The following is a 23,884-nucleotide window of genomic DNA, read 5'->3' on the forward strand; positions in this document are numbered from 1 at the left end:
TCAGTCCGTATATTTCTGTGCGGACCACTTTGCGAATTCTTCATCCGTTGCAATGACGGAATGCGTCTTTGTCAGCTGATGAACCGTTCCTTTGCTGTAGTCAACGCCTTCTTTATCCTTATCGTAGGAAATCGACTTGCGCTGCTTCTCGACAATCGGATTCGGATGCGGAATTGCGGAAAGCAAAGACCTCGTATACGGATGAATCGGATTCGAGAAGATTTCATCCGTGGTTCCGGTTTCTACAATGTAGCCCAGGTGCATGACGCCGATGCGGTCGGAAATATATTTGACCATGGCAAGGTCATGCGCGATGAACAGATACGTGATACCCATCTCGTCCTGCAGATCCTTCATCAGGTTGACAACCTGTGCCTGGATACTGACATCGAGGGCAGAGATTGCTTCATCGGCAATGACCAGTTTCGGATGCATGATGAGTGCTCTTGCAATGCCGATTCTCTGTCTCTGGCCGCCGGAGAACTGTGCAGGATAGCGGGTTGCGTGTTCACGCGACAGACCGACACGGTCGAGAATGGAATAGACTTTCTCATCCAGGTCTGCCTGGTCCTTATACAGATGATGCAGCTCCAGACCTTCCGCGATGATTTCCTTGACCTTCTTGCGCGGATTAAGGCAGGCCATCGGGTCCTGGAAGATCATCTGCATGTTGATGCGGAGATATGCTTCATCTTCCTTGGACAGCTTTCCGGAAATATCATGACCATCGAAGATGATCTTTCCAGCGGTCGGATCATAGAGACGGATGACTGCACGGCCGGTGGTCGACTTGCCGGATCCGGATTCTCCGACCAGACCATACGTCTCACCCTTGAAGATATCGAAGCTGATCCCATCCACTGCTTTCGTGGTATATGTACGGCTGATGCGGAAATACTGCTTCAGCCCTTCCACGTGCAGCAGCGGCTGACTGCTGTAATCAATGGCGGTCATAGAGCTCGTCCTCCTTCTTCATCTTGGCAATGCGTTCCTTCAGCTGTTCCGGCATCTCTACCTTCGGAGCCCGCGGATCGCAGAGCCAGGAAGCTACACGATGCTTGCCGCCGACGTTGTACATCGGAGGTTCAGCCTTGTAGTCGATCGCAAGCGCATACGGATTTCTGGGGGCAAATGCATCTCCCTGAATCCGTTCCAGCAGGTTCGGCGGAGTGCCCGGAATCGCAAACAGACGCGTGGAGTTCGTATCGGTATCCGGCATCGATGCCAGCAGGCCCCAGGTATAAGGATGGCGCGGATCATAGAAGATCTCGTTGATATCGCCCTTCTCGATGATGCGGCCTGCATACATGACATCGACATAATCAGCAACCTTCGCAACGACGCCGAGGTCATGCGTGATATAGATGACGGAGATATTGTGCTCTTCCTGCAGGCGCTTGATCAGTTCGAGGATCTTGGCCTGGATCGTGACATCAAGAGCAGTAGTCGGCTCATCGCAGATCAGGATGTCAGGATTGCAGGCAAGCGCAATTGCGATGACGACTCTTTGCCGCATGCCGCCGGAGAGCTGATGCGGGTATTCCTTGAAGCGCTTCTCCGGATTCTCGATGCCGACTTCTTCGAGAAGCTTCATGGCTCTCGCCCTGGCTTCTTCCTTGCTGGTATGTTCATGGGTCAGGATCGGTTCCATGATCTGCTTGCCAATCTGCATGGTCGGATCGAGCGAAGTCATCGGATCCTGGAATACCATGGCAATGTATTTGCCATTGAAGCGATAGCGGATTTCTTTCTGCGTGAGCTTCGTGAGATCAACCGTCTCACGTTCGCCCTTCTCATTCGTGAACGTGTAATTGATCGTTCCGGAATCAATGCGGCCATTGTTGGCAAGGATGCCCATGATGGTCTTGACGGTGACAGACTTGCCGGAACCGGATTCGCCGACGATCGCAATCGTCTCGCCGCGGAACAGATCCATGCGGACGCCGCGGATGGCATTGACTCTTCCGGAAGCGGTCTCAAAGGAGATATTCAGGTCTCGGATGGACAGAACCCGGTCTTCTTTCTTTCTCGGAATCATTGACATAAACGTTCCTCCTTATCCTTGCTTCTGGTTCGGGTCGAATGCATCGCGGATGCCATCAGCGAACAGGTTGAAGCTCAGCATGAGCAGCGCCAGTACGATGATCGGAGCAATCAGGATAAACGGATGAATCGTCATGGACTTGTAGCCATCCGAAATCAATGAGCCAAGCGATGCCTGCGGAGGCTGAATGCCGAGACCTACGAACGACAGGAATGCTTCTGTGAAGATTGCATTCGGAATCGAGAACATCGACATAATGATCAGCTGTCCGAAGATATTCGGCATGATGTCTTTGAAGATGATGTAGAAGCTCTTGGCACCGAGAGTTCTCGAAGCTAATACGTATTCAGATTCCTTGAGCTTCAGCATTTCAGCACGGGAGATTCTCGACATGCCGATCCAGCCGGTGATCATCAATGCAAATACGATGGAGCTGATGCCGGACGGCATGACCAGTCCGAGCAGCGTCACGACGACGAGGGTCGGAATACCATTCAGGATTTCAACGATTCTCTGCATGACCATATCGACCTTGCCTCCGAAGTAGCCGGAGATCAGACCATAGGACATACCGATCACGATATCGATCGCTGCTGCCGCAAACGCAATGATCAGAGATACACGGGTACCTTCCCAGACTCTGGTAAACAGGTCACGTCCGTTGGTATCGGTTCCGAACCAGTGATAGACGTCCGTGAATCCTTTCTCTGCATAGACATCAACACCCTTTTCCGTTCCGCGGAAGATTCCGATATTCTCCAGTCCCTGGATTCTCGGCGGAAGCGACTGCTGGGAGAGATCGATGGTCTCTGCACCATAGCCAGAGATCATCGGTCCGATGATTGCCATCACGATGATGATCGCGATGATGATCAGTCCGAATACTGCACCTTTGTTCTTTTTGAAATGCACCCAGACATCATGGGCATAGGAAGTAGTCTTGTAAACCTTATCATGAAGCTTTTCATTCCGCTGCACGAAGACGAAATCGTCACTCGTGAAGTCATCTACGATTTCATCGGTCAGCTCTGGTTTCATTGCCTCACTCATCTTACTTTTCTCCTTTCGCCACACGGATTCTCGGGTCGATGACGCCATACAGAATATCAACGATCAGCATCATGATGATGTACATTGCCGAATACACGAATGCACAGGCAATGACAACGTTATAGTCATTCGACTGAATCGCCTGCACCATCAGCATGCCGATGCCCGGAATTGCAAAGACTTTCTCGACAACCATGGAACCAGTCAGCAGGTTGACCAGCAGCGGTCCCATGATGGTAACGAGCGGAATCATCGTATTGCGGAGTGCATGATGCATGATCAGCGGACGCTCTCTGACACCTTTTGCCTCAACGAGGGAAATATAATCAGAACTCAGGACATCGATCATTTCCGAACGTGCAAAACGGGAGATATTCGCCATCGGGAACATCGCCAGCGCGATCGTCGGCAATACGGATGAATTGACAGGATTGTTCGAATTGTAGAGGATCGGAGCCCACTTCAGCTTGAAGCCGATGTAATAAGCAAGCAGGAGTGCAAAGACGTAGGAGGGAATTGACACACCTAGAATGGAGACGATCGAGCAGAGAGAGTCGATCCAGCTGTTATGATGAAGTGCAGCCGCAATACCCAGCAGCAATCCGAGAATCGAACCGATGACCATGGCCTGCGCGCCGATGCGGATCGAAACCAGAAGCGGGTTTCCGAGAAGATCCGTGACATTGCGGTTCTTGTTGATGACATAAGAGACGCCGAGATCTCCATGCAGCATATTCTGCAGATACTTGAGAAATCGGATGAAGAACGGCTGATCCAGTCCGTACTTTGCATAAAGGGCAATCTTCTGTGCTTCAGTCAGCTTTTCATCGTTGAACGGAGAACCCGGCATCAGGTCCAGCATCAGAAACAACACGAAGATAATCACCAGCAAGGTCAGAAGACTGATCACCAATCGTTTCAGAATGTATTTTGACATTTGTTATCCTTTCTAAAACCATAACAGAGCGAGTAAACCCCTCGCTCTGTTATTGTCTGTCAGTTTCAGTCCCGGCAGATTACTCTGCCTTTGTCAGATGACGATAGGAATCAACACCAGCATTATGGAACTCAATGCCAGTAACCTTCGGATTGATCATCATTGCGCCGCCATTCTGGTAGACCGGGCACATTGCATAATCATCCAGGAGCATCTTCTCAGCTGCGATCAGATCAGCCCAGCGAGCCTCTGCATTCGCCGCATCCTCGCCTGTCTCAGCCTTGTTCATCAGAGCATTGTATTCTTCATTGCTGTAGGAGCCAGTGTAGCCAGCTCTGTCAGACTTGAAGAGATCGAGGTAGGTCTGCGGATCTGCATAGTCAGGACCCCATCTGGTAAGACCGATCTCGTAATCATGATTCTGCATGAGTTCAAGACGAGTCTTCTTAGGCTTGGAATCCAGGTTGACCGTGATACCCGGCAGGTTGGTCTGCAGCTGCTGCTGCAGGTTCTCTGCAACTGCCTTGCAGGCTTCACTGTCTTCAAACAGCAGGGTTACAGTCACATCTCCGCCGAGTGCTTCCTTTGCTTTTTCGTAAGCAGCCTGTGCTTCTTCAACATTCTCAACAATCAGGTTGCCTGCAGTTTCACGGTAATCCTTGCCATCCGGACCATAAGCGAATTCCTTCGGAATGAATCCTTCTGCAGCTACAGAACCATCCTTGAGGACGTTCTCTGCAATTGCCGTACGATCGATTGCCTTGGAGATTGCTTCACGGAGATCCTTGTTCTGCAGCGTCGTATTATCGAAGTTGTAGTCAAGTCTCCAAGCATAGCCCTGCAGACGTGTGGTGAAACCTTCTGCATCCTTGTAAGCATCAACCTGCTCACTAGCAAGCTTCACGACATCGATGTTTCCGCTCTGGTATTCCAGCATTGCGGACTGGGTATCCTGCAGGAACTTGAAGGTCACGTTCTCAACTGTGATGTTGTCTGCATCCCAGTAATCCGGGTTCTTCGTGAACGTGTACTGGTTGCCAGTCTGCCAGTCGGTCATCGTATACGGGCCGCAATACAGCAGATCAGAAGTGCTCTGCGCGAAGTTGGCACCTTCGGACTCATAGAATGCCTGGTTCAGCGGGAAGAATGACGGGAATGCCATCAGCGGCAGCAGGAATCCGCACGGCTGAGACAGATGAACGACGAAGGTCTTATCATCCGTTGCCTCAACACCAAGTTCGCTGAGATCCTTTGTGCCGGCGATGACTTCATCGGCATTCACAACTCCGATCGTGGAAACGATGAAGTTATATTCGGATGCGAGATCCGGGCTGACCAGACGCTGCCAGCCATAGACGAAGTCTGCAGCCGTAACCGGTTCCCCGTTCGACCACTTGATGCCATCTCTCAGATGGAATGTGTAAGTAAGACCATCTTCACTGACATCCCAGCTCTCGGCCAGATCCGGCTGTGCCTGAGCATCTTTGTCCAGCTGGGTAAGACCGCCGATGCACATGGACTGCATGATGAAGGAGTTTCCATCAGTAGCGTACTCATAGTCCATCGTGTTCAGATCTGCATCGATTGCTACGGTAACGGCAGATCCGGCACCTGAAGCAGCCGCCGCGGTACTTCCGGAGGAACTGCCGCCTGAACTGGAGCTGCCTCCGCTGCTGCAGCCCGCCAGCATCGCCATTGCCAGCCCGGCCGTCAGCACTTTTCTGAAGCTTTTCATTATTTCATTCCCTCCTCTCTGGAATACTTAGCATTTTATTTTTGATTTTCATAATTTTCAACATATTTTTGACATTTTTTCACGTAATTTTTTATTTTTTCATTTAATATCATTTATATTTTCATCAATTTCGTTTCTGAAACTGGAATCTCCCCTTTCTTTAGAGTTTCCCATACATGCATTGCCGAAGCCGCATTCAGTGCCATTATCATGCATGAATTCCGTTCCAATAAAAGGGCTTTCCGGATTTCTCCGGAAGCCCTCAGTTTCTTCGCCAAGCTATTCTGAAAAATTTTCAGTTTTTGAAATACATATGTCGATACGGAGCACCGCCGACCATCAGATAGTAAATACCGCCGATATCCGGATTGATCATCATTGCCCTGCCGTTCTGATAGATCGGGCAGATTGCATAATCTTCCATGAGAATCTTTTCAGCCTCGATCAGATCAGCCCAGCGAGCCTCAGCATCTGCAGCATCTTCCCCCGTTTCAGCACGATTCATCACCGCATTGTACTTCTCATTCTGATAGGAGCCTGTATAGCCAGGCATGTCAGACTTATAGAGATCCAGATACGTCTGAGGATCCGCGTAGTCAGGCCCCCATCTGGTCAGGCCGATCTCATACTCATGCTTATTCATGAGTTCCAGACGTGTCTTCTTCGGCTTGGAGTCCAGATTGATCGTGATACCCGGGAGATTCGTCTCAAGCTGCTGCTGCAGATTCTCCGCAACGGCCCTGCATGCTTCGCTGTCTTCAAACAGCAGCGTCAAAGTCACATCTTTGCCCAGTGCTTCCTTCGCCCGTTCGTAAGCAGCCTGCGCTTCTTCGACATTCTCATCAACCAGATTTCCTGCCGTCTCGCGGTAATCCTTGCCATCCGGTCCGAACGCAAACTGTTCCGGGATGAATCCCTTGGCAGCGATTGAGCCGTCTTTCAGCACATTCTCTGCAATGGCAGTACGATCGATTCCCTTGAAAATTGCTTCACGCAGATCCTTGTTCTGCAGCATCTCGAGATCGTAATTGTAATCAAGTCTCCAGGAATACGCCGCCAGTACCTGGGTAAACCCTTCGGCATCCTTATAAGCATCAACCTGCTCGCTGGCCAGCTGAACCACATCAATATTGCCGCTCTGGAACTCCAGCATTGCCGACTGAGTATCCTGCAGGAACTTGAACACGACTGTCTCCACCTGCGTATGGTCCGCATCCCAGTACTCCGGATTCTTCGTGAACGTATACTGGTTTCCTGTTTCCCAGCCAGTCATCAGATACGGCCCGCAATACAGCAGATCATACACACTCTGTGCATAGGAGTCCCCCTCTGATTCATAGAACGCCTCATTGAGCGGAAACAGAGACGGAAATCCCATCAGTGACATCATGAATCCGCAAGGCTGTGACAGATGAACCACGAATGTCGAATCATCCGGTGCCTCTACCCCAAGCTCGCTCTTGTCAGCTTCACCGCTGATCACTTCCGAAGCATTCACGACACCGATCGTCGTTTCCAGGAAGTTATACTCAGACGCAAGATCCGGGTCAGCCAGGCGCTGCCATCCGAAGACGAAGTCGGCAGCGGTCAGCGGTTCTCCATTCGACCATTTCAATCCTTTCCGCAGATGGAAGGTGTAAGTCAGGCCATCTTCGCTGATTTCCCAGCTCTCTGCAAGATCAGGCTGCGGCTGTCCGTTCTCGTCGATCTGCACAAGCCCAGCCATGCACATTTCCTGCATTGTGAAGGAGCCGCCATCGGTAGCCACTTCATAGTCCATGGTGTTGAGATCTGCATCCATCGCAATCGTAATTGCTCTCTTGTCCCCTGAAGCAGAAGCGCTGGCAGAACTGGTGCTGGAAACCGCCGCAGAAGCAGTGCCAGAACTGCAGCCAGCCAGCACAATAAATAAAACGAAACACGTCATTCTTCGAAAGCTCATCATCTGAATCCCCCTCCTCTCTGGTAATAAGAGCATTTTAGAATCCTCCCGGTGATTTTCAACGATCTTGTGAATTGAATTTTCAAATAATTGAATTATTATTGATTTTTATTTCTGTTTTATTTCATATTTTTCAGTATTCTGCCTATTTTCCTTATTATTCTAGCGATTTCAGTATTATTTTCTGTATTTCATATGTTTTACCGTTTTTTTGTCCATGAATTTTCTGCTTTCTGATGACGCTGCCTCTGAAGCAGAAAAAACCGCBGTATTCTGCAGAATACAGCGGCACTTCATCAAGTTCAATCTGTTCAGAACACCGGAAGCTCTCACTGAATCCCCTTTTCAACACATTCTGCAATGATGCCTCTCAGCGTCTGATAGCCTCTTCTGAAAGAAGCCAGATCCAGTTCCTCATCATAAGTGTGATAATACCGGCAGTCCGCCCCGAGCGTGCAGATATCCAGACCAGGATGGAGGGCAGCGAAGATGCCGACTTCGAGGCCCCCATGTTCTGCCTCAGCCTTCAGCTCTCTTCCTTGTTTCTTCATGACTTCCGCATAGATTTCTCTCAGTTCAGAATGCTCTGCATACTGCCAGCCAGGGAAGAATTCCGTATACCGGAAGCCGACTTTGCAGCGGCTCGCAAGTGTCTTCAGGATTCCGAGCAGGTCTGCCGATGCAGAATCAAACATCGAGCGGATCAGCCAGGTTACAGTGATCCGATCCTCGAAAGTCTCTGCAGTACCTGCATTCAGAGAGGTAACCGTAAGTCCGTTCAGTTTCGGATCCATGCTGCGATGCTGGAATCCCTGCGGTGCCAGCCAGATGAAATCGAGCAGATTCTTCGTCGAAACTTCATCGGCAGCTTTCTCTTCCGGTTTTGACGCAGAGACAATGCAGGAAAAGCCCGGATCGGAAGAATGCAGTTCTTCCGAGATCTTTTCCGCGCTTGTCTGAATAGATGCTCTGATCTCAGGTTCTTTCGAAGAAGAAGCGAACCGGAAGGAGCACGTTCTCGGGATTGCGTTTGCCTTCTCATCGCAATTCAGGGAAATCGCCCGTACCTCAATTCCATTGCGGATCATCTCTTCTGCAATTCGTGCTGCAATGCATACTGCATTTCCGCGTTCCCGATGAATATCAGCACCGGAATGTCCGCCCTTCAGACCGCCGATCTGCATTTCATAGACCGCACTCTCATTTGCAATCCAGTTCAGCTTCGCATCCATGTATGCATACTGTCCGCCAGCACAGCATAGATCCGTGATTCCTTTCGAACAGCAGTCCAGAGATAAGAGACGATCCGCCCGGATCGCTTCCGGCTTCAGATGCATCGCACCGCCAAGCCCCACTTCTTCCTGAACAGTGAAAAGGCATTCCAGCCGAGGATGAATCAGCGTATCATCTTCCAGCACTGCCAGCATCCACGCAACCCCGAGCCCGTCATCTGCGCCAAGCGTAGTATCTTCTGCTTTCAGAAGCCCGTTCTCTTCCTTCAGCCGGATCGGGTCTTTCCGGAAGTCATGATCGGAGCCAGGCCGCTTCTGAGGAACCATATCCATATGTCCCTGAAGAATCAGTGCAGGTGCCTGTTCATATCCAGCCGATGCAGGCTTCTCGACAATGACATTCCAGACTTCATCCTGCTCTGCTTTCAGTCCATGTTCCTCTGCAAACTTCACGATGAAGTCGCTGATTGCTTTTTCATGATAGGAAGGTCTCGGTATTTCCGAAATCTTCCGGAGCCAGTAAATCGGTCTTTCCGAATCGGCCTGCATCTTCATTTCTCCTTTCATTCTTTGACCATATGACGGTAGGAACCCGTGCCGATGACCAGAGAGAGATACCCTTTCACGGAAGGATTGACCATGATTGCGCCGCCCTCCTGATAGATCGGGATGATGCCATGATCTTCAGCAACCAGAATATGTTCTGCAGCAATCATGTCCTGAAAGCGAGCTTCTGCATCCGCAGCATCTTCGCCGCCTGCCGCTTTCGTCTCCAGTTCATCGAATTGTTCATTGCTGTACTGGCCGCCATTCATCGTAGCACCGGTCTTCATGATATCCAGATAAGACTGCGGATCTGCATAATCCGGAACCCATCTTGTCAGAACCATTGAGAAATCATGGCTCAGCATCAGCTCGATTCTTGTCTTCTTCGGTTTCGGAGAAAGCGTCACGGTAATGCCAGGGCAGGCATCCTGAATCATCTGCTGCAGATTCTCTGCTACCTTGCTCGTCTCATCGGTATCGTCATAGAGAATTTCTATGGAGGCATCATGGCCAAGTTCCTTCACCGCCTCTGCATAGCATTGTGCAGCTTTTTCCGGATCATACTCCGTCAGATCTCCCGCTGCATCCCGGAAGTCTGTTCCATCCGGGCCGGAGGAAACATCCTTTGCAATCAGTCCGTCCGCTTCAATTGCGCCGGTCTTCAGTGCTGAATCACAGATTGTCTGGCGATCTACCGCATAGCTGATCGCTTCGCGGAGCTTTGCATTGGAGAGATCCGGATCTTCCATATTCGGAGCCAGCCACCAGACACCGGATGTCAGCGTAGAGATATATCCATCTTCTCCCTTGTATCGATCGACCATATCGCCAGTCAGCGTAACCAGATCCAGATTCCCGGAATCATACTGCAGCATTGCTGTCTGCGAATCCTGGATATAGGAGATCACGATTTCCTGCTGAGGATAGTGCTCTGCATCCCAGTAATTCTCATTGTGCGTGAAGGTATAGGAATTTCCGGCAACCCATTCCGTCATCGTATAGACACCAGAGTAGAGCATGTCATCCGGCGTCAGCGCATACTGATCTCCTTCCGCTTCCACGAAGCTTTCCGGAAGCGGATAGAACTGCGGGTTCGACATGCAGAAGAGCAGATAAGAGCAAGGAACATCAAGATGAATCACAAATGTCCTGTCATCCGGCGCTTCCACCCCGAGCTGAGAAGGATCCATCGACCCGTCAATCACCGCCTGCGCATTTGCAACATGAATCGAATCCATGATATAGCTGTATTCCGAAGCAGTGTCAGGATCCACCAGGCGCCGCCAGGAATAAACGAAATCAGAAGCTTTGATCGGGCTGCCATCGGACCATACGATTCCGTCTCTCAGATGAAACGTATAAGTCAGACCATCTTCGCTGACCTCCCAGCTTTCCGCAAGATCCGGAGCCAGTTCCTTGTTTTCATCGAACTGAACCAGTCCCGATTCGCACAGCGACAGCATGCTGAAGGATGTTTCATCGGTAACCAGAGAAGAATCCATCGTCGTCATGTCATTCGTCACGGCTATCACAATCGGCCGCGATCCCTCCGCAGAGCCGCTGTTTTCTGATGCCGCCGCTGCCTTGGCGTTCCCGGAAGCCGAGCACCCCGCAAGCATGGCAGCTGCCGCTGCATACATCATCTTTCTGAATTTCATTTCCTTCTTTCCTCCTGTCCAGCACTTCATTGAGGATCTGGATGAAATTCCGGAAAAGAAAAATCCCGGAAGAATCATCTCCCGGGACGCATTGATCTCTGCGCGGTACCACCCGTTTTCAGAACTTCTGAAGCTCTGCACTCACTGGATCCATCAATCCATTCCTCTGTAACGTGAAGATCACGTCTTTCCCTACTGCGGATGTCCATTTCAGGATCGAAGGCTCAGGAGCCAGTAACCATTCTGCGCATATGCGGCCTTTCACCAGATGCCGCTCGCTTGACTATGCACATTGAGAACGATGTCTCTCCGTCAGCGCCATTTCTTTATATCACGTGCTGTGACGATCTCTACTATATACTAGAGAAAATATTTTTCAAGGAATTTTTGATCTAATCTTTCAGGATTTGAAATTCTTTTCATTCTAGTATGGTCCCCGAGCTTCTGACGGGCTGTCTGGCTATTGTGAATGCATTTCTTCTCAAGACACCATGTCTGTATCAGGAAAGATCAGTCTTCCTCTTTTCTTCCGGAAGTCTTCTCCGGAAATGCCCGCTCTTTCAGATGCTTGGACCGGTAGTGCATATCACTGACTTTATAAACTGTCACAAACGCTTCGGGATCCGTGCGATCCAGATAATTCATGAGCTTCTGGAATTCCGCCTTGTCCACTACCGTGATGATCTCATCGTGTTTCTGCAGATGGTACGCACCGATCGCTTCATAGATGGTTGCACCGCTGTGAAGCTCATTGAGAATATAGTTCCGGATTTCCTGTTCTTTCGGAGAAACGATGCAGACTCTTCGCTTCAGGTTCTGATCGAAGATGAAATGATCCAGCACGATTCCATTCAGGTAAGTTCCAAGCAGACTGATGATCACGGTCTTTGCATCATAGGCAAACGCGGAAGAGAAAGCGATCGCAATCCCTGCCGCAGACATCGCCTTGCCAAGATCCATACGCAGGTATTTATTGAGCACTTTCGCAATAATATCAATTCCCCCGGAAGACGCATTCCGATTGAAAAGGATGCTCAGGCCTATGCTCACCGTGAATACATAGCAGATCACATCAAGAACCTGATCTCCCGTCAGCGACTGAAACCCTGGAAACAGCCTCTCCAGCAATGCCAGAAATGCAGGCATCAGAAGCGAAGTATAGACCGTACGGAAGCCGAATTCATGGCCGCAGGTCAGAAAGCCGACAATCAGCAGAACAAGATTCAGGATCATCGTGATTGCAGAAACCTGCATCGGCACGAAATGATGCAGAACAATCGCAAGTCCGCTGACGCTGCTGACTGCAGCATGACTCGGGACCAGAAAAAAGAATACCGCCGCAGCAATGATGGCAGTCGCTCCGCTCAGCACAAGAATATCTTCCGCTTTCTTCATGACATTCTCCATTTCTCTGTTCAGATGTTACTTCTCTATGTTAGCCAAACCAGAAGACAGAATCCACATAGGGTGATGAATTCTCAGCAGCAGGAAGAAAAGAACCAGGCTTTAAGAGCCCGGTCCTTTAAAGGGAGAACAGATCATTCAGACTTTCTGACATGGTCGGATGAGTGAAGATGAAATTCTTCAGGACATCTGCTTTCAGATTCTTATCCATGGCAAGCTTCACGAGGTTGATCATCTCAGGTGACTCCGCGCAGAACAGTTCTGCACCAAGGATGGTTCCGTCTTCTGTGATCAGCGCTTTCAGCATGCCTTCCTGCTTACGCAGGACCTTGGCCTTCGGAACTGAAGATGCCGGAAGTGATACCGTGCGGTAACCGATCCCCTCACGCTGTGCTTCTTTTTCGTTCAGGCCGACTCTGGAAAAAGGAGGATCCAGGAAAACAGAATACGAGAATGCCCCGCGGTTCTCTATCGTCCTGGTTCCGCTTCCGTTCATATCATCCAGGATAATCCTGCTGTCATCGAGCGAAAGATAGGTGAACTGAAGCTTTCCGAGCACATCTCCCGCTGCCCAGATATGGCGCTGTGCAGTACGCAGATGTTCATCCGTCTCGATGCCGCCCCTTGCATTCAGGGCAATGCCTGCTCTTTCGCAATGCAGGTCAGCGGTATTCGGTCTCCGTCCGGTCGCAAGAAGGATCGCATCTGCTTGCAGCGTCTCTGATTTTCCATCCGCTTCATAAGCAAGAACATTCTCCTGGATTCCTGAAATCCGGGCCCCGGTGATGATCCTGACGCCCTTGCGCTCAAGAACGGACCGGATTGATGCAGCGAGATCTTCATCTTCCTTCGGAAGAAACTCCTTCTGATCCTGCAGAACCGTAACGCTGCTGCCGAACTCCCGGTACATCGAAGCAAACTCCAGACCGATATAGCCGCCGCCGACAATAATCAGATGTTCTGGCAGAGTCTCAAGATCCATAAGAGTCTCAGACACATGGACATATCTGCTCTGATCTGCTCCGGGAATCGGCGGGATCACCGGCACGGAGCCTGTATTGATGATTATCTGCTTTCCCTGCAGCAGGATTCTTCCCTCGGCAGTATCCACAGCCAGATGAAATGCATCTTCGAAGGATGCAGTCCCATCGATCACGGAAACTCCGGCAGCAATCAGCTTGTCATAATTCGCCTTGCGAAGCGCAGCGGTCAGAATCCGTTTCTCCGCAATTGCCCTCCGGTAATACTCTGCCTTCTCTTCCAGCGGGCCATCCGGCGAATGCATTGCATCTTCGATCAGCCGCTTGGAAGGAATGCAGCCGACATTGATGCACGTTCCTCCATACATGCCCGGATCTTTCTCGATCAGAGCAACCTTCCTTCCTGCAGCCGCAAGCTTTGCCGCGATTGTCTTGCCTGCTTTGCCGAACCCGGCAATCAGCACATCATATTCTGTTATCATCTGGCCCTCCTTCTCTGCGGATTACGTGTAAAGTCATAATCCCAGCTTCATGATGACAATATAGCATAGCAGACCGATCGAAGCTGAAAACATGCTCAGAAGCATTTTCTCAGTCCGCCTCTCTGCGGATCTGCTAAAGTTATTGCATGAATGCAGAAAGCCGTCCGGGAACGATTACGTTTTTTCATCTGAAAGAATTCGAAGGAAAGACCATTGAAGACTTCCTGCTCTTCTATCATCAGTCCTCTTCCAACCGCAGCCGCCTGATTCAGAGCAGAGCTCTGGAAATCAGCCATCGGCCAGTCAGGGATCTGCATGCTATCCTTCAGAAAGGGGACACCATCACCATTCATCTCCCTCCAGGAGAAGTAGATCATGTGCCATCAGAAACTCCCTGCCAGGCGGTCTATGAAGATGACTATATTTTTGTCGCCCATAAAGAACCAGGCATGATCATTCATGGCGACCCGGACGATACTTCATGTCTGGCAGCAGAAGCCGCAGCTTATCAGCTGGAGCATAATATCCACGCTCCGGTCCGCTATATCCACCGCCTCGACCGCGAAACCACCGGCCTGGTCCTCTTCGTGAAGAATCCGTTCTTCCAGCCCTGGTACGATGCGATGCTGGAAGAAAAGAAAATATCACGCCATTATCTTGCCATCACCCGCGGCTCTGCCATGCCCGGGCAGAAATTCACATTCCGCGGAAAGATCGGAAGAGACCGCCATGTGAATGGAAAATACCGGATCTCAGATACCGGAAAAGAAGCAGAAACCATTGTCCGCTGCCTGCAGAAGAAAAAAGGATACCTGCTCATGGCATGTACCCTGAAAACCGGACGGACTCATCAGATCAGAGTCCACCTCTCCTCCGCTCATTTTCCGATCGTCAACGACCCGCTCTACGGAACCCCATCCGTTCATTTCCGCCATATGGGGCTCTGGGCAGAAGAAATGATCCTCAAAGATCCCTTAACCGGAGAACAGATCACCGTCCATGATCTTTCTGATCCGGATTATCAGTTCTTCACTCTGGAAGCGACGTCACGCTGATCCATTCCTGATAGCCGGAATATTTCTCAAGCTCGGCAAGCGTCAGCTTCACGGCATTATTCACCGAACCGCATGCCGGATAAACATACTCAAACCGCTTCAGGGATTCATCCAGATATACTTCGCAGCCTTCCGGAAGTCCGAAGGGACATACCCCTCCGATCGGATGAGAAGTTCTTTCCGCTACTTCGTCTCCTTTCAGCATCTTTGCTTTCTTATGAAACTTCTCCTTGTATGCATGGTTGGAAATCTTCGCATCTCCTGCCATGCAGATGAGAACGGTTCTTCCATCCACATCAAATGCCATGGTTTTGCAGATTTCTGCCGGGGCACATCCGATATCCTGCGCTGCCAGTTCAACCGTAGCGCTCGAAGAATCAAATGTCATGATCCGATCTGCAATTCCTTCTTCTTCAAACTGTTTCCTCACACTCTCTGAAGACATCTTCTTTTCTCTCTTTCAAAGCTGCAGAAACCCTGCAGCAAGCACTGCTGCGCAGCATCCTGCTGCGGTTGCAAACAATCCTGCATTCTTCCAGCACAGCAGAATTCCGATCCCAAGTGCCAGCAATCCCGCAGTCATAGACCCCGATGCATTCAGAATTGCCGGAAAAGTCATCACTGCCAGCGTCACATAGGGCACATAGTACAGAAACGACTTCACGAACCGGCTCTTCACAGGCTTTCGGAACAAGGTCATCGGGATTGCCCGGATCGCATAGGTCACTGCAGCCATGACTGCAATATATGCTATCGTACTCATTCTGTCACATCCTCCTTCGCCGGGAACTTCCAGGCAGCTGCAGCTGAGATCAGCACGGTCAGGAGAATCGTCCGGGTTCCTTCAGAAAGCTGACTCACATAGGGAACTGCACTGCAGATATCACTTGCCGCAAAGCTCAGAAACACCAGTCCGGCCAGCACCCGGTCCTTTCTGCAGGGAGGAATGATGATTGCCAGAAACATGBCGTACAAAGCAACACTGAGTGCTTCGACAATCAGGGCAGGAAGTGCAGAACCTGCAATCACCCCGAGCATGGTTCCTGCTGCCCAGCCTGGAATTGCGACAAGAGAAGCACCATACCAGTAAAAGGGGTTCAGAGAGCCATTCTGAGCCATGGAGATACCGAATAATTCATCTGTGATATTGAAGCTGATCAGAAACCGATGCCTGATCGGAATCTCAGAGGAAACCTTCTGGCTCAGAGAACAGCTCATCAGAAAATACCGCGCATTGGCAATCAGGGTCATGAGTGCGGTCTCAAATAGAGAAGCTTTAGAAGCAATCATCGTGATTCCCGCATATTCCCCTGCTGAAGCCGTATTCAGAATGCTCATCATCAGTCCTTCTGCAGGCGAAAGACCAGCATTGCGCATCGCAATGCCAAGCGCAAATGACACAGCAAAATAACCAGTCATGATCGGAATCCCATCTCTCATTCCTTCCAGGAATACTTTCCGGTTCCCGTTCATCCGAGTTGTCTGTTCGAGTTCTGCTGTCCCAGCTGTCATATCCGCTTTCTCTCCGAGTCCATTATCAGAGCAGAATATTGATTAGTAAAATGAATTTAAATGATGAACAGATAAGTTTTTCTTATGCACTGAACTGTTTATGAAAGACGTCATTCCAGGCATTCTCAGCAGATCTGATCCAGCTCAGTCTGTCCGGCCGCTTTTGCTCTGAAAGATCCGTCTGGATATCATGCAGATTGAAAACCAGGCTTCTAAGCAAAGCCTGGTCACGAATTCCATGGATGATCTTTTCAGCAGATCAAACTTATCCTTTTGCTGCTTCGATGAATTCCTTTGCACGGTCATAGTCTACCTCGTTATAGAGATAGCCATCCCGTTTGATGGAGGTTCCGACAATCACCCCATCCGAGTAGTTCAGCAGAGTTCTGATATTGTTCTTGTTGGACCCGCTTCCGAGAATCAGCGGAATATCCGGGAACTGCTTCTTGATAGAAATGAAATGTCCTTCTTCAGGCGGCAGGCCTGCATGCGGGCCGCCGATCAGCATGCCGGAGATGGGCATCACCCCGAATCCCGCTTCAATCTGCTCTTCTGTAGTTCTGCTGTCCAGGCAGGTTCCTCCATGCGCTTCGAAATACGTATAGACATGCACATCTTCTGCATCAATCTGACGCCGATAGCGGAAGATATCACCCGGGCAGTAGGACTGCGGCCCGAATGAGCCAGTATACGAATTCGACACATAAGTACGGATGAACTTTGCACCGATCGCATGTGCCACTGCTATGGAGGCGTACGGATCAATCAGCACTCCGCATCCATACGGAATTGTCAGGTTTCTGGCAACTTCTGTGGCAATTCTCGTATAATCTGCTACGATTTCCGGTCCCACGGTATTCAGGTATGGGCGGTCTCCTTCATTTGCGAAGACGACTGCATCAAAGCCGAGCTTCATGAAGATCGCAGCATCGTGATTGAGACGTTCGATCTGCTTCTCCAGACTGTTTTCTTTTTCGTAGTACGGGGTACCCGGAAGGGCCATCATATGCAGGCATCCGATTACCGGTTTTTCTGTTCTGAATAGTTTTCTGTGTTCTTCAAGCAATCTGCTCATTCTGTTCTCCTCTTTACGCAAGAATTCCAAGCAGAGAAAGGATGACGGAAGCGATCATCATGTAAACCATCACGGTTGTTGGCTTCTTACCTTTCTTCAGCTGGCGATATACAATCAGGAAAATCACAAGCGGAATCAGCTTCGGAATAATGGAATCCAGCAGATCCTGCATGACAATTTCCATTTCTCCGATGTGGAAATCCAGCGGCGTAACAACACCGATATTCTTGGCCACCAGTGCCCCAAGCACCGCCATGCCGACAACACCAAGAGATTCTGTGACTCTCTTTACCATGCCGCCGGAAAGCAGCTTGACCACAGATTCCTTGCCGAGCTTATAGCCACGGAAGAACAGGAACCTGGAAACACCGATCGCATAAACACTGAACAGAACCACGAACAGGATCGGTCCCAGCGGGTTTCCATTCTTTGCCATGTCAATACCGACACCAAGCAGGATCACCTTGACAAGAGACTGAGTAACCGTATCGCCGATTCCGGCAAGCGGTCCCATCAGGGCTGTCTTCAGATTGCGGATCGCATCAGCATCCACATCTCCGCTATTTGCACGTTCTTCTTCCAGCGAGCATACAATGCCAGGAACAATTGCACCCCAGGTATTCTCGGTGTTGTAATACTCCATATGGCGAGTCAGAGCAGCACGTTTTTCTGCTTCATTATCACCATAGAGCTTCTGGATCGCAGTGGTCATCGTATGGCAGAAGCCAAGGCCCATCAGACGTTCCCAGTTGTAGCAGATCTGGCCCCAGCAGATCCAGTCCCACCAGGTCTTATTCAGCTCTTTCTGTGTCAGAGTCTTCTTTTCTTTTGCTTCAGTCATGTTACTCACCCTCCTTGCCGCCAAGATAGAAGTAATGGAGAATTGCCAGTGCTGCACCGATGATTGCGATGCCCATCGTGCTGATATTCAGATATGCCGCAGCAACAAAGCCGATGATCAGGAACGGAATCAGGGTATCTTTTGAGAGAGACTGCATCAGCATTGCCATTCCTAATGCAGGCATCATATGTCCGATCAGCTGCAGAATCTTGGTCAGCTGGTCCGGAATCGAACTCATGAGACTCTCGAAGAACGGGCCACCCAGATATACGCAGAGGAATACCGGAATGAAATAGAAGATGAACGGGAAGATCTGCGAAGCAAACAGGTTCATGCACTTGATTCCCTTGATGTTTCCTTCTGCAGCATACTGATCCGCTTTATGAACCCAGATCGGATTCAGAGACATCTTTGCATTCTGAGCAAGCACCCCAAGCAGTCCCAGCGGGACAGACAGAGCAAGTCCGGTCGACGGATCAGCTTTTGCAAGCATGGTCATCGTGACGCCGAGATAGCCAGCAATTGCCATTTCATTCGGAAGCGAGCCTCCGATTGCAAGCAAGCCGACATAAGCCTCCATGATCGTGGCGCCTACGCTCAGTCCATACGGGACATCGCCAAGCAGAAGACCGCACACCAGACCTGCGACGAGCGGCGCGCCGAAATAGCACGACCATCTCAGCCACATCGGGAAGGCTGAAGAAACCAGCCAGCAGAGTAAACCGATAATAATAGCGATACCAAGCATATTTTTCCTCCCCTTTCTCTTATGAGATATGCTCTTTCATACTTGTTCTGGAATCACTGGACAGCATCTGCAGGTAGACATCCACTCCGAGATTCATCAGTTCTTTCACCATGCCGATTTCTTCCTGGCTCATGAATACCCGTTTGGTCACTGGCTTCCTGCTCGGTCCGCTTCCCATATTTCCGATGTCGAGTTCCTTCATCGGATAACCGAGCTTTACAAGCTCTAGCGGAGCATCAACATTCTTGAACAGAAGCATTGTATTGACGGAATCCTCATTCCCGCTCAGTTCTTTCATTGCCTGCTCGCATGTCATCACCTTTGCTTTCACGCCAGTCGGAGCAGTCATCTCCAGAACCTGTGCCATGAAGGTATCTTTTGCAAGCTTGTCATCAATGACCAGAATCCTCCTGATCTGCAGAACTTTAGACCATGACGCAATTACCTGGCCATGCAGCAGACGTTCATCAACTCGGGACAGAACTACACTCATTTTTCGCTTTCCTCCAGTTTTTTCTGAAAATCGATGATCCCGGCATGTCCGCTTTCAACAGCCTGTGCAGCAAGCTGTTCAACCGGAAGGCTCTTCACCAGCGTGCTGAGTTCCAGAAGCATCGGAAGATTCATGCCAGTCACAATCCGAACCCTCTTTTCATAGATACCGGGCTGCTCGCCATACACCTTTGCCAGTGTGATCAGCGGGCTCCCTCCGAACAGATCTGTGACAACCAGAAGAGGTTCAGGATTCTTCAGAGCGTCACGGATATCTGCTTCATATTTCCGCATATCCCCATCAGCTGGCTGAAGGATGCAGGAGAACTCCGGAACATCGCCGACAATCAGTTTCATGGTGCTGTACATCTCTTCGCACAGTCTTCCATGACTCAGAAGTAGTATTCTTGTCATATGTTTCCTCGCAATCACTAATTGAAATATATTGAGTCCCATTAACTGTGTCAATTTTTCCTTATCATGCATGTTTTTTCATGCTCTGTGCACGCTTATTTCTCTATTATTTCAGCATTTATAACACTGTTTTCTGCTTGTGTGCTATTATTTAAACAGCATTTGACACACATCTCTGCATCTAAGCTCCTGTTCAGAACATGAGCCGCACTATTTTATGAACTGATTGCACTTTTTTCTGGGGTATGCAGATGAAAAGACTTGAGAAGATCCTCAGCATCATTGATGAAGAAACCAGAAAAGCTGCTGCCAGCAATACCCTGGACAAAGCAGCTCTTGATACTCTTTATATTTCTCAGCTTGCCGGAATCGATCGGACGAATGCATCAAAAATCATGAACCGGCTCTGGCGGGAAGGAAGCCTGATCAAAATTGAGGGCCATCCGGTGATCTATCTGAGCCGGAGAGTCCTGCAGAAAGCATATGATGCGGACAATCTTCCGAACACGATATTCAGAGGCGATTCTGTTACCCGATATCTGAAAGAAAAAGGCAGCAATCTAGAAACAGCTGATGATCTCTATGAAAAGATCATCGGTGCCGATGGATCCCTTCATGATCAGATCCGGGATGCAAAGTCTGCAATCATGTACCCGCCGTACGGCCTGCCACTTCTCATCATCGGAAATCCAGGAGTAAACAAGCTGAAGATTGCAAGCTGCCTGCACGAATACGCACGGAAAGCCGGGCGGAAACCAGCAAATTCAAAATTCATCCTGGTCGAATGCTCCGGGTACCATTCTGCAGAATCCGTTTCATCGTTCCTAACGCTGATCTTCGGATCTGCAAAAGAGAATGACCGCGGATACCTTTCCGCATGCACTCACGGAACGCTCTATTTCAGCAATCTTCCATTGCTGCATCCGATTGCTCGCAATGCCATCACAGATCTCCTGGACCGCGGCATGTATACCCGGGAAGGAGACTCCGCTTCTCATCCGCTTGCATGTTCCATCATCGCCTCTGCGACTCCGGAAAAGACAGAAGATCTTGATTATCTGAGCAGATACTTTCCGGTCACCATCCGTCTTCCAGACCTCGATCAGCGCGGCATCTATGAAAAAACAGAAGAAGTTCTCGCCTTGTTTGAACAGGAAGCTGTTTCGATCCGCCGGACAATCCGGATTTCCAAGGATATTCTCAATCTCTTTGTTCAGATGGATTATCCAGAGAATCTTTCCGGAATGCGGGCGGAAGTAAAGCAGGCCTGTGCCAGAGCATTTCTGACTTCTTCCGAATCCCTCTCAACGATTATCGTCAGCTACCAGCATCTTTCTCTGAACATGCTGTCTTCCAGGGAGCAGATATCCCGGCTTTCGGCCGTCCGCAGTGTTCTTTCGCTGATCGATACTGACTACATCCTGTTTGAAGCAGGTGGGCACTGCACAACCCTGGATATCTTTCAGAAGCTTCCTTCCAAGCTGGAAATCAGCCGTTTTGATCAGTTCCTGGATAAGCTCGATACAGATACTTCCTCCGTGATCAGTGTCAGCGATTTTATTTCAGAAAATATCAGCACCATTGTGAATTGCGGAAATGCACAGCTGAAAAAGATTGATATTCAGATCAATCCGGTGGTTTCCCAGGTGTTTGAAGAAACACTTCAGAAAACTCCGTTTGAGGAGTTATACAGCCGCAATCCCCGCCTGCTGAAAGGCCTGATGCTGCATCTCACCAACCGGCTGAATCAGCTTGAGGAGCAAAACGATTCCGGAACCGGGATGAAGATCGAATCTTCGAGGGATCTCGTGGAAGGAACGATAAAGATTGCGGATGCTATCTCCGAAAGACTGGGATCCATTTTTCACGTTTCTTTTCCGGAATCAGATCTCTATTTCATCGCTATGTATCTGACGATTGCAGAGAAATGGGACCAGAAGGAAATGGTTCCCCTCCTGATCATCTCCCACGGAAAATCGATTGCCACGCAGCTGAAGGAATACCTCGATACGATCTACCGGAAGCAGATTCCGATTTCTGCGATTGATTATATCCCGGGCATGCAGATGAACGATCTCCTTGAGCTCGTTACCATCCGCTGCAATGAGCTGGATCACGGGCAGGGCATCATCATCGCCGCAGATGGAAGTCCCTTTGAAAATGTCAGCGACTACATTGTCTCAACCCTGCACATCCGCTGCCGGTGCGTGAAGTGTTCTTCTCTGGACGGTCTGATGAAGATTGCTGATCGTATCAGCAGATATCAGTCTCTGGAGCAGATCATGCTGAGCATCGGCGCCGAATCAGATACGCTATCCGCACCTGCCCCTCAGCCAGTTTCCTCTGGCAGTCAGAGTATCATCTATCGTCTGACCAACGAATTCCTTCAGCCTTCTCTGACATTTCTCTATGCTTCCAAAGCAGTGGACGCTCTGATGCTGTCACTCTCAGGAATTCTCGAAGACCTCCATCTTCCGTATACGAATGAACTGGCCACCAAATTTCTCTGTCATTCCGTGAATATGCTCGAGCGGGTAATCCGTTCGGACCCGCTTCCATATCCGAAAGTCAATTCTTTCATCCGTTCCAATCTGAATGTCTATCAGACTATTGAAAATAATCTGCAGAATGTGAACGAACTCTATGGAATCTCTATTCCGAAAGAAGAAATCGCTTATATCACCGAAATTCTGCTGGAGCCCCTGAATGCAGAAACTTCTCAGAGATCCTCTTCTTGAAATCGTTTCTTTCTCTCGTTATGCTTTCTGAATAAGAGATACTTATGGACAGCCGCTATCAGATCTTCATTCAAGTCGTACAGGAAAAGTCTTTTACCAGAGCAGCAGAAATCCTCGGATACTCTCAGTCTGCCGTCAGCCAGGCAGTGCGCTCCCTGGAGAAAGAACTTGGTACTGCATTGATTGAAAGATCCAGAGAAGGCATCTCCCTGACCGAAGACGGAAAAGAGTATCTTCCGTATCTTCGCTCCATCATTGCGGGAGAAGAAGCACTCCAGGCCAAGCAGAGAGAGATGACAGGTCTTACAGACTGCGTGATCCGGATCGGTACTTTTACCAGTGTCAGCAGGAATCTGCTGCCTCCTCTGATGCGTTCATTCCGCAAAGAATATCCCCTGGTCCGCTTTGAGCTTCTCCAGGGAGAATATGATTCCATCACAGCAGATATCCTGAGCGGAAGACTGGACTTCGGATTCGTGAATCCGGAATTTGTCTCAGGTTTAGAAACCGAAGCTATTTACAGTGATACGATGATGGCCGTTCTGCCGTTATCAGAACCACTGGCAGAGAAAAAATCCGTTTCTCTGAAGCAGCTGGCAAAGCTTCCTTATATCCTGCTGGACGAAGGCGAGCACAGCGTTGCCATGAAGGCCTTTCAGAATCTGAGCCTCAAGCCGGATATCCGCTTCAAAGTCACGGATGATTATTCGATCCTGACGATGATCCGCCAGAATATGGGGTATTCCATCATGTATCGCCTGACACTCGCTGGGTTCTCAGAAGGAGTTGCCGTCCTCTCCATCGAAGAACCGGTGAAACGCACGATTGCCATGGGCTGGAGAAACTATGAAACACTTCCCCTTGCCGCAAGAAAATTCATCGAGCACATCCGGACTCATGCTCCGGAAGTGCTGTCCCATTTAGAGGAAAGCGGCGTAAACCCCAGGTGCTTTAGACAATATGTAAAAGCCCTCCATTAACTTGTGTGTTCGAGGATCA

General features: G+C 49.7%; 21 protein-coding genes. 3 read left to right on the forward strand and 18 right to left on the reverse strand.

Annotated features, from left to right (window positions below):
- From FYJ51_RS09215 to FYJ51_RS09260, 10 genes are all read right to left on the reverse strand, one after another.
- Positions 1 to 954: an ABC transporter ATP-binding protein gene (locus FYJ51_RS09215; RefSeq protein WP_154505158.1), complete on the reverse strand. Its 954-nt coding sequence runs from the start codon at positions 952 to 954 to the stop codon at positions 1 to 3.
- Positions 941 to 2,044: an ABC transporter ATP-binding protein gene (locus FYJ51_RS09220; protein ID WP_275656064.1), complete on the reverse strand. Its 1,104-nt coding sequence runs from the start codon at positions 2,042 to 2,044 to the stop codon at positions 941 to 943. The genes FYJ51_RS09215 and FYJ51_RS09220 overlap by 14 nt, the downstream gene beginning before the upstream one ends.
- A gap of 12 nt (positions 2,045 to 2,056) precedes the next feature.
- Positions 2,057 to 3,094 carry an oligopeptide ABC transporter permease gene (gene opp3C, locus FYJ51_RS09225; RefSeq protein WP_105304340.1) on the reverse strand — a complete coding sequence of 346 codons (1,038 nt, stop codon included), beginning with the start codon at positions 3,092 to 3,094 and terminating at the stop codon, positions 2,057 to 2,059.
- 1 nt (position 3,095) lies between these two features.
- Complete coding sequence (locus tag FYJ51_RS09230) at positions 3,096 to 4,031, reverse strand: ABC transporter permease (RefSeq protein WP_105304341.1); 936 nt, start codon at positions 4,029 to 4,031, stop codon at positions 3,096 to 3,098.
- Between the two features lie 79 nt (positions 4,032 to 4,110).
- Entirely contained in the window at positions 4,111 to 5,766 is a 1,656-nt protein-coding gene (locus FYJ51_RS09235; RefSeq protein ID WP_154505160.1) for a peptide ABC transporter substrate-binding protein, read from the reverse strand.
- 295 nt (positions 5,767 to 6,061) lie between these two features.
- Positions 6,062 to 7,711, reverse strand: coding sequence for a peptide ABC transporter substrate-binding protein (locus tag FYJ51_RS09240; RefSeq protein WP_205946272.1), 1,650 nt, complete (start codon positions 7,709 to 7,711; stop codon positions 6,062 to 6,064).
- Between the two features lie 326 nt (positions 7,712 to 8,037).
- Entirely contained in the window at positions 8,038 to 9,489 is a 1,452-nt protein-coding gene (pepD, locus tag FYJ51_RS09245; RefSeq protein ID WP_205946273.1) for a beta-Ala-His dipeptidase, read from the reverse strand.
- 14 nt (positions 9,490 to 9,503) lie between these two features.
- Positions 9,504 to 11,144 carry a peptide ABC transporter substrate-binding protein gene (locus FYJ51_RS09250; RefSeq protein WP_205946274.1) on the reverse strand — a complete coding sequence of 547 codons (1,641 nt, stop codon included), beginning with the start codon at positions 11,142 to 11,144 and terminating at the stop codon, positions 9,504 to 9,506.
- Positions 11,145 to 11,654: 510 nt separating this feature from the next.
- Positions 11,655 to 12,539, reverse strand: coding sequence for a YitT family protein (locus tag FYJ51_RS09255; RefSeq protein ID WP_235897271.1), 885 nt, complete (start codon positions 12,537 to 12,539; stop codon positions 11,655 to 11,657).
- A gap of 127 nt (positions 12,540 to 12,666) precedes the next feature.
- Positions 12,667 to 14,010, reverse strand: a complete 1,344-nt coding sequence (locus tag FYJ51_RS09260; RefSeq protein ID WP_154505169.1) for an FAD-dependent oxidoreductase — start codon at positions 14,008 to 14,010, stop codon at positions 12,667 to 12,669.
- A 146-nt stretch (positions 14,011 to 14,156) separates the two neighbouring features.
- On the opposite strand from FYJ51_RS09260, the gene FYJ51_RS09265 reads away from it, so the two are divergent.
- Positions 14,157 to 15,065 carry an RluA family pseudouridine synthase gene (locus tag FYJ51_RS09265; protein WP_154505171.1) on the forward strand — a complete coding sequence of 303 codons (909 nt, stop codon included), beginning with the start codon at positions 14,157 to 14,159 and terminating at the stop codon, positions 15,063 to 15,065.
- Here the strand turns inward: FYJ51_RS09265 and FYJ51_RS09270 are convergent.
- The 8 genes from FYJ51_RS09270 to FYJ51_RS09305 form a co-directional block, all read right to left on the reverse strand.
- Complete coding sequence (locus FYJ51_RS09270; RefSeq protein WP_154505173.1) at positions 15,040 to 15,510, reverse strand: YbaK/EbsC family protein; 471 nt, start codon at positions 15,508 to 15,510, stop codon at positions 15,040 to 15,042. The two genes, FYJ51_RS09265 and FYJ51_RS09270, sit on opposite strands and share 26 nt — an antisense overlap.
- A gap of 15 nt (positions 15,511 to 15,525) precedes the next feature.
- Positions 15,526 to 15,828 carry an AzlD domain-containing protein gene (locus tag FYJ51_RS09275; protein WP_154505175.1) on the reverse strand — a complete coding sequence of 101 codons (303 nt, stop codon included), beginning with the start codon at positions 15,826 to 15,828 and terminating at the stop codon, positions 15,526 to 15,528.
- Positions 15,825 to 16,577, reverse strand: coding sequence for an AzlC family ABC transporter permease (locus FYJ51_RS09280; protein WP_205946275.1), 753 nt, complete (start codon positions 16,575 to 16,577; stop codon positions 15,825 to 15,827). Before FYJ51_RS09280 ends, FYJ51_RS09275 begins: the two co-directional genes overlap by 4 nt.
- Positions 16,578 to 16,842: 265 nt before the next feature.
- Positions 16,843 to 17,652 (reverse strand): BtpA/SgcQ family protein, encoded by an 810-nt coding sequence (locus FYJ51_RS09285; RefSeq protein WP_154505177.1) that lies wholly within the window; start codon positions 17,650 to 17,652, stop codon positions 16,843 to 16,845.
- 13 nt (positions 17,653 to 17,665) lie between these two features.
- Complete coding sequence (locus FYJ51_RS09290) at positions 17,666 to 18,493, reverse strand: PTS system mannose/fructose/sorbose family transporter subunit IID (protein WP_154505179.1); 828 nt, start codon at positions 18,491 to 18,493, stop codon at positions 17,666 to 17,668.
- Position 18,494: 1 nt separating this feature from the next.
- The gene (locus tag FYJ51_RS09295; protein ID WP_154505181.1) at positions 18,495 to 19,241 is read right to left on the reverse strand and encodes a PTS mannose/fructose/sorbose/N-acetylgalactosamine transporter subunit IIC; all 747 of its coding nucleotides are present in this window, start codon (positions 19,239 to 19,241) and stop codon (positions 18,495 to 18,497) included.
- Between the two features lie 19 nt (positions 19,242 to 19,260).
- Positions 19,261 to 19,734, reverse strand: coding sequence for a PTS system mannose/fructose/N-acetylgalactosamine-transporter subunit IIB (locus tag FYJ51_RS09300; RefSeq protein WP_154505183.1), 474 nt, complete (start codon positions 19,732 to 19,734; stop codon positions 19,261 to 19,263).
- On the reverse strand, positions 19,731 to 20,147 hold the full coding sequence (locus FYJ51_RS09305) for a PTS sugar transporter subunit IIA (RefSeq protein ID WP_205946276.1): 417 nt from the start codon (positions 20,145 to 20,147) through the stop codon (positions 19,731 to 19,733). Before FYJ51_RS09305 ends, FYJ51_RS09300 begins: the two co-directional genes overlap by 4 nt.
- A 251-nt stretch (positions 20,148 to 20,398) precedes the next feature.
- On the opposite strand from FYJ51_RS09305, the gene FYJ51_RS09310 reads away from it, so the two are divergent.
- On the forward strand, positions 20,399 to 22,885 hold the full coding sequence (locus tag FYJ51_RS09310) for a PRD domain-containing protein (RefSeq protein ID WP_205946277.1): 2,487 nt from the start codon (positions 20,399 to 20,401) through the stop codon (positions 22,883 to 22,885).
- Between the two features lie 44 nt (positions 22,886 to 22,929).
- The gene (locus tag FYJ51_RS09315; RefSeq protein WP_154505189.1) at positions 22,930 to 23,865 is read left to right on the forward strand and encodes a LysR family transcriptional regulator; all 936 of its coding nucleotides are present in this window, start codon (positions 22,930 to 22,932) and stop codon (positions 23,863 to 23,865) included.
- Positions 23,866 to 23,884: the final 19 nt, after the last annotated feature.

Origin of the sequence: Stecheria intestinalis (genome assembly GCF_009696165.1) — a bacterium.
Taxonomy (GTDB): domain Bacteria; phylum Bacillota_I; class Bacilli_A; order Erysipelotrichales; family Erysipelotrichaceae; genus Bulleidia; species Bulleidia intestinalis.

Excerpts from the sequence above, each read along its gene's own strand:
- FYJ51_RS09295 (WP_154505181.1), bottom strand. The coding sequence starts at position 19,241 with ATGCTTGGTATCGCTATTATTATCGGTTTACTCTGCTGGCTGGTTTCT.
- FYJ51_RS09215 (WP_154505158.1), bottom strand. The coding sequence starts at position 954 with ATGACCGCCATTGATTACAGCAGTCAGCCGCTGCTGCACGTGGAAGGG.
- FYJ51_RS09275 (WP_154505175.1), bottom strand. The coding sequence starts at position 15,828 with ATGAGTACGATAGCATATATTGCAGTCATGGCTGCAGTGACCTATGCG.
- FYJ51_RS09230 (WP_105304341.1), bottom strand. The coding sequence starts at position 4,031 with ATGTCAAAATACATTCTGAAACGATTGGTGATCAGTCTTCTGACCTTG.
- FYJ51_RS09270 (WP_154505173.1), bottom strand. The coding sequence starts at position 15,510 with ATGTCTTCAGAGAGTGTGAGGAAACAGTTTGAAGAAGAAGGAATTGCA.
- FYJ51_RS09310 (WP_205946277.1), top strand. The coding sequence starts at position 20,399 with ATGAAAAGACTTGAGAAGATCCTCAGCATCATTGATGAAGAAACCAGA.
- FYJ51_RS09235 (WP_154505160.1), bottom strand. The coding sequence starts at position 5,766 with ATGAAAAGCTTCAGAAAAGTGCTGACGGCCGGGCTGGCAATGGCGATG.
- FYJ51_RS09305 (WP_205946276.1), bottom strand. The coding sequence starts at position 20,147 with ATGACAAGAATACTACTTCTGAGTCATGGAAGACTGTGCGAAGAGATG.
- FYJ51_RS09240 (WP_205946272.1), bottom strand. The coding sequence starts at position 7,711 with ATGATGAGCTTTCGAAGAATGACGTGTTTCGTTTTATTTATTGTGCTG.
- FYJ51_RS09290 (WP_154505179.1), bottom strand. The coding sequence starts at position 18,493 with ATGACTGAAGCAAAAGAAAAGAAGACTCTGACACAGAAAGAGCTGAAT.
- pepD (WP_205946273.1), bottom strand. The coding sequence starts at position 9,489 with ATGCAGGCCGATTCGGAAAGACCGATTTACTGGCTCCGGAAGATTTCG.
- FYJ51_RS09260 (WP_154505169.1), bottom strand. The coding sequence starts at position 14,010 with ATGATAACAGAATATGATGTGCTGATTGCCGGGTTCGGCAAAGCAGGC.
- FYJ51_RS09220 (WP_275656064.1), bottom strand. The coding sequence starts at position 2,044 with ATGTCAATGATTCCGAGAAAGAAAGAAGACCGGGTTCTGTCCATCCGA.
- FYJ51_RS09250 (WP_205946274.1), bottom strand. The coding sequence starts at position 11,144 with ATGAAATTCAGAAAGATGATGTATGCAGCGGCAGCTGCCATGCTTGCG.
- opp3C (WP_105304340.1), bottom strand. The coding sequence starts at position 3,094 with ATGAGTGAGGCAATGAAACCAGAGCTGACCGATGAAATCGTAGATGAC.
- FYJ51_RS09285 (WP_154505177.1), bottom strand. The coding sequence starts at position 17,652 with ATGAGCAGATTGCTTGAAGAACACAGAAAACTATTCAGAACAGAAAAA.
- FYJ51_RS09265 (WP_154505171.1), top strand. The coding sequence starts at position 14,157 with ATGAATGCAGAAAGCCGTCCGGGAACGATTACGTTTTTTCATCTGAAA.
- FYJ51_RS09300 (WP_154505183.1), bottom strand. The coding sequence starts at position 19,734 with ATGAGTGTAGTTCTGTCCCGAGTTGATGAACGTCTGCTGCATGGCCAG.
- FYJ51_RS09255 (WP_235897271.1), bottom strand. The coding sequence starts at position 12,539 with ATGAAGAAAGCGGAAGATATTCTTGTGCTGAGCGGAGCGACTGCCATC.
- FYJ51_RS09315 (WP_154505189.1), top strand. The coding sequence starts at position 22,930 with ATGGACAGCCGCTATCAGATCTTCATTCAAGTCGTACAGGAAAAGTCT.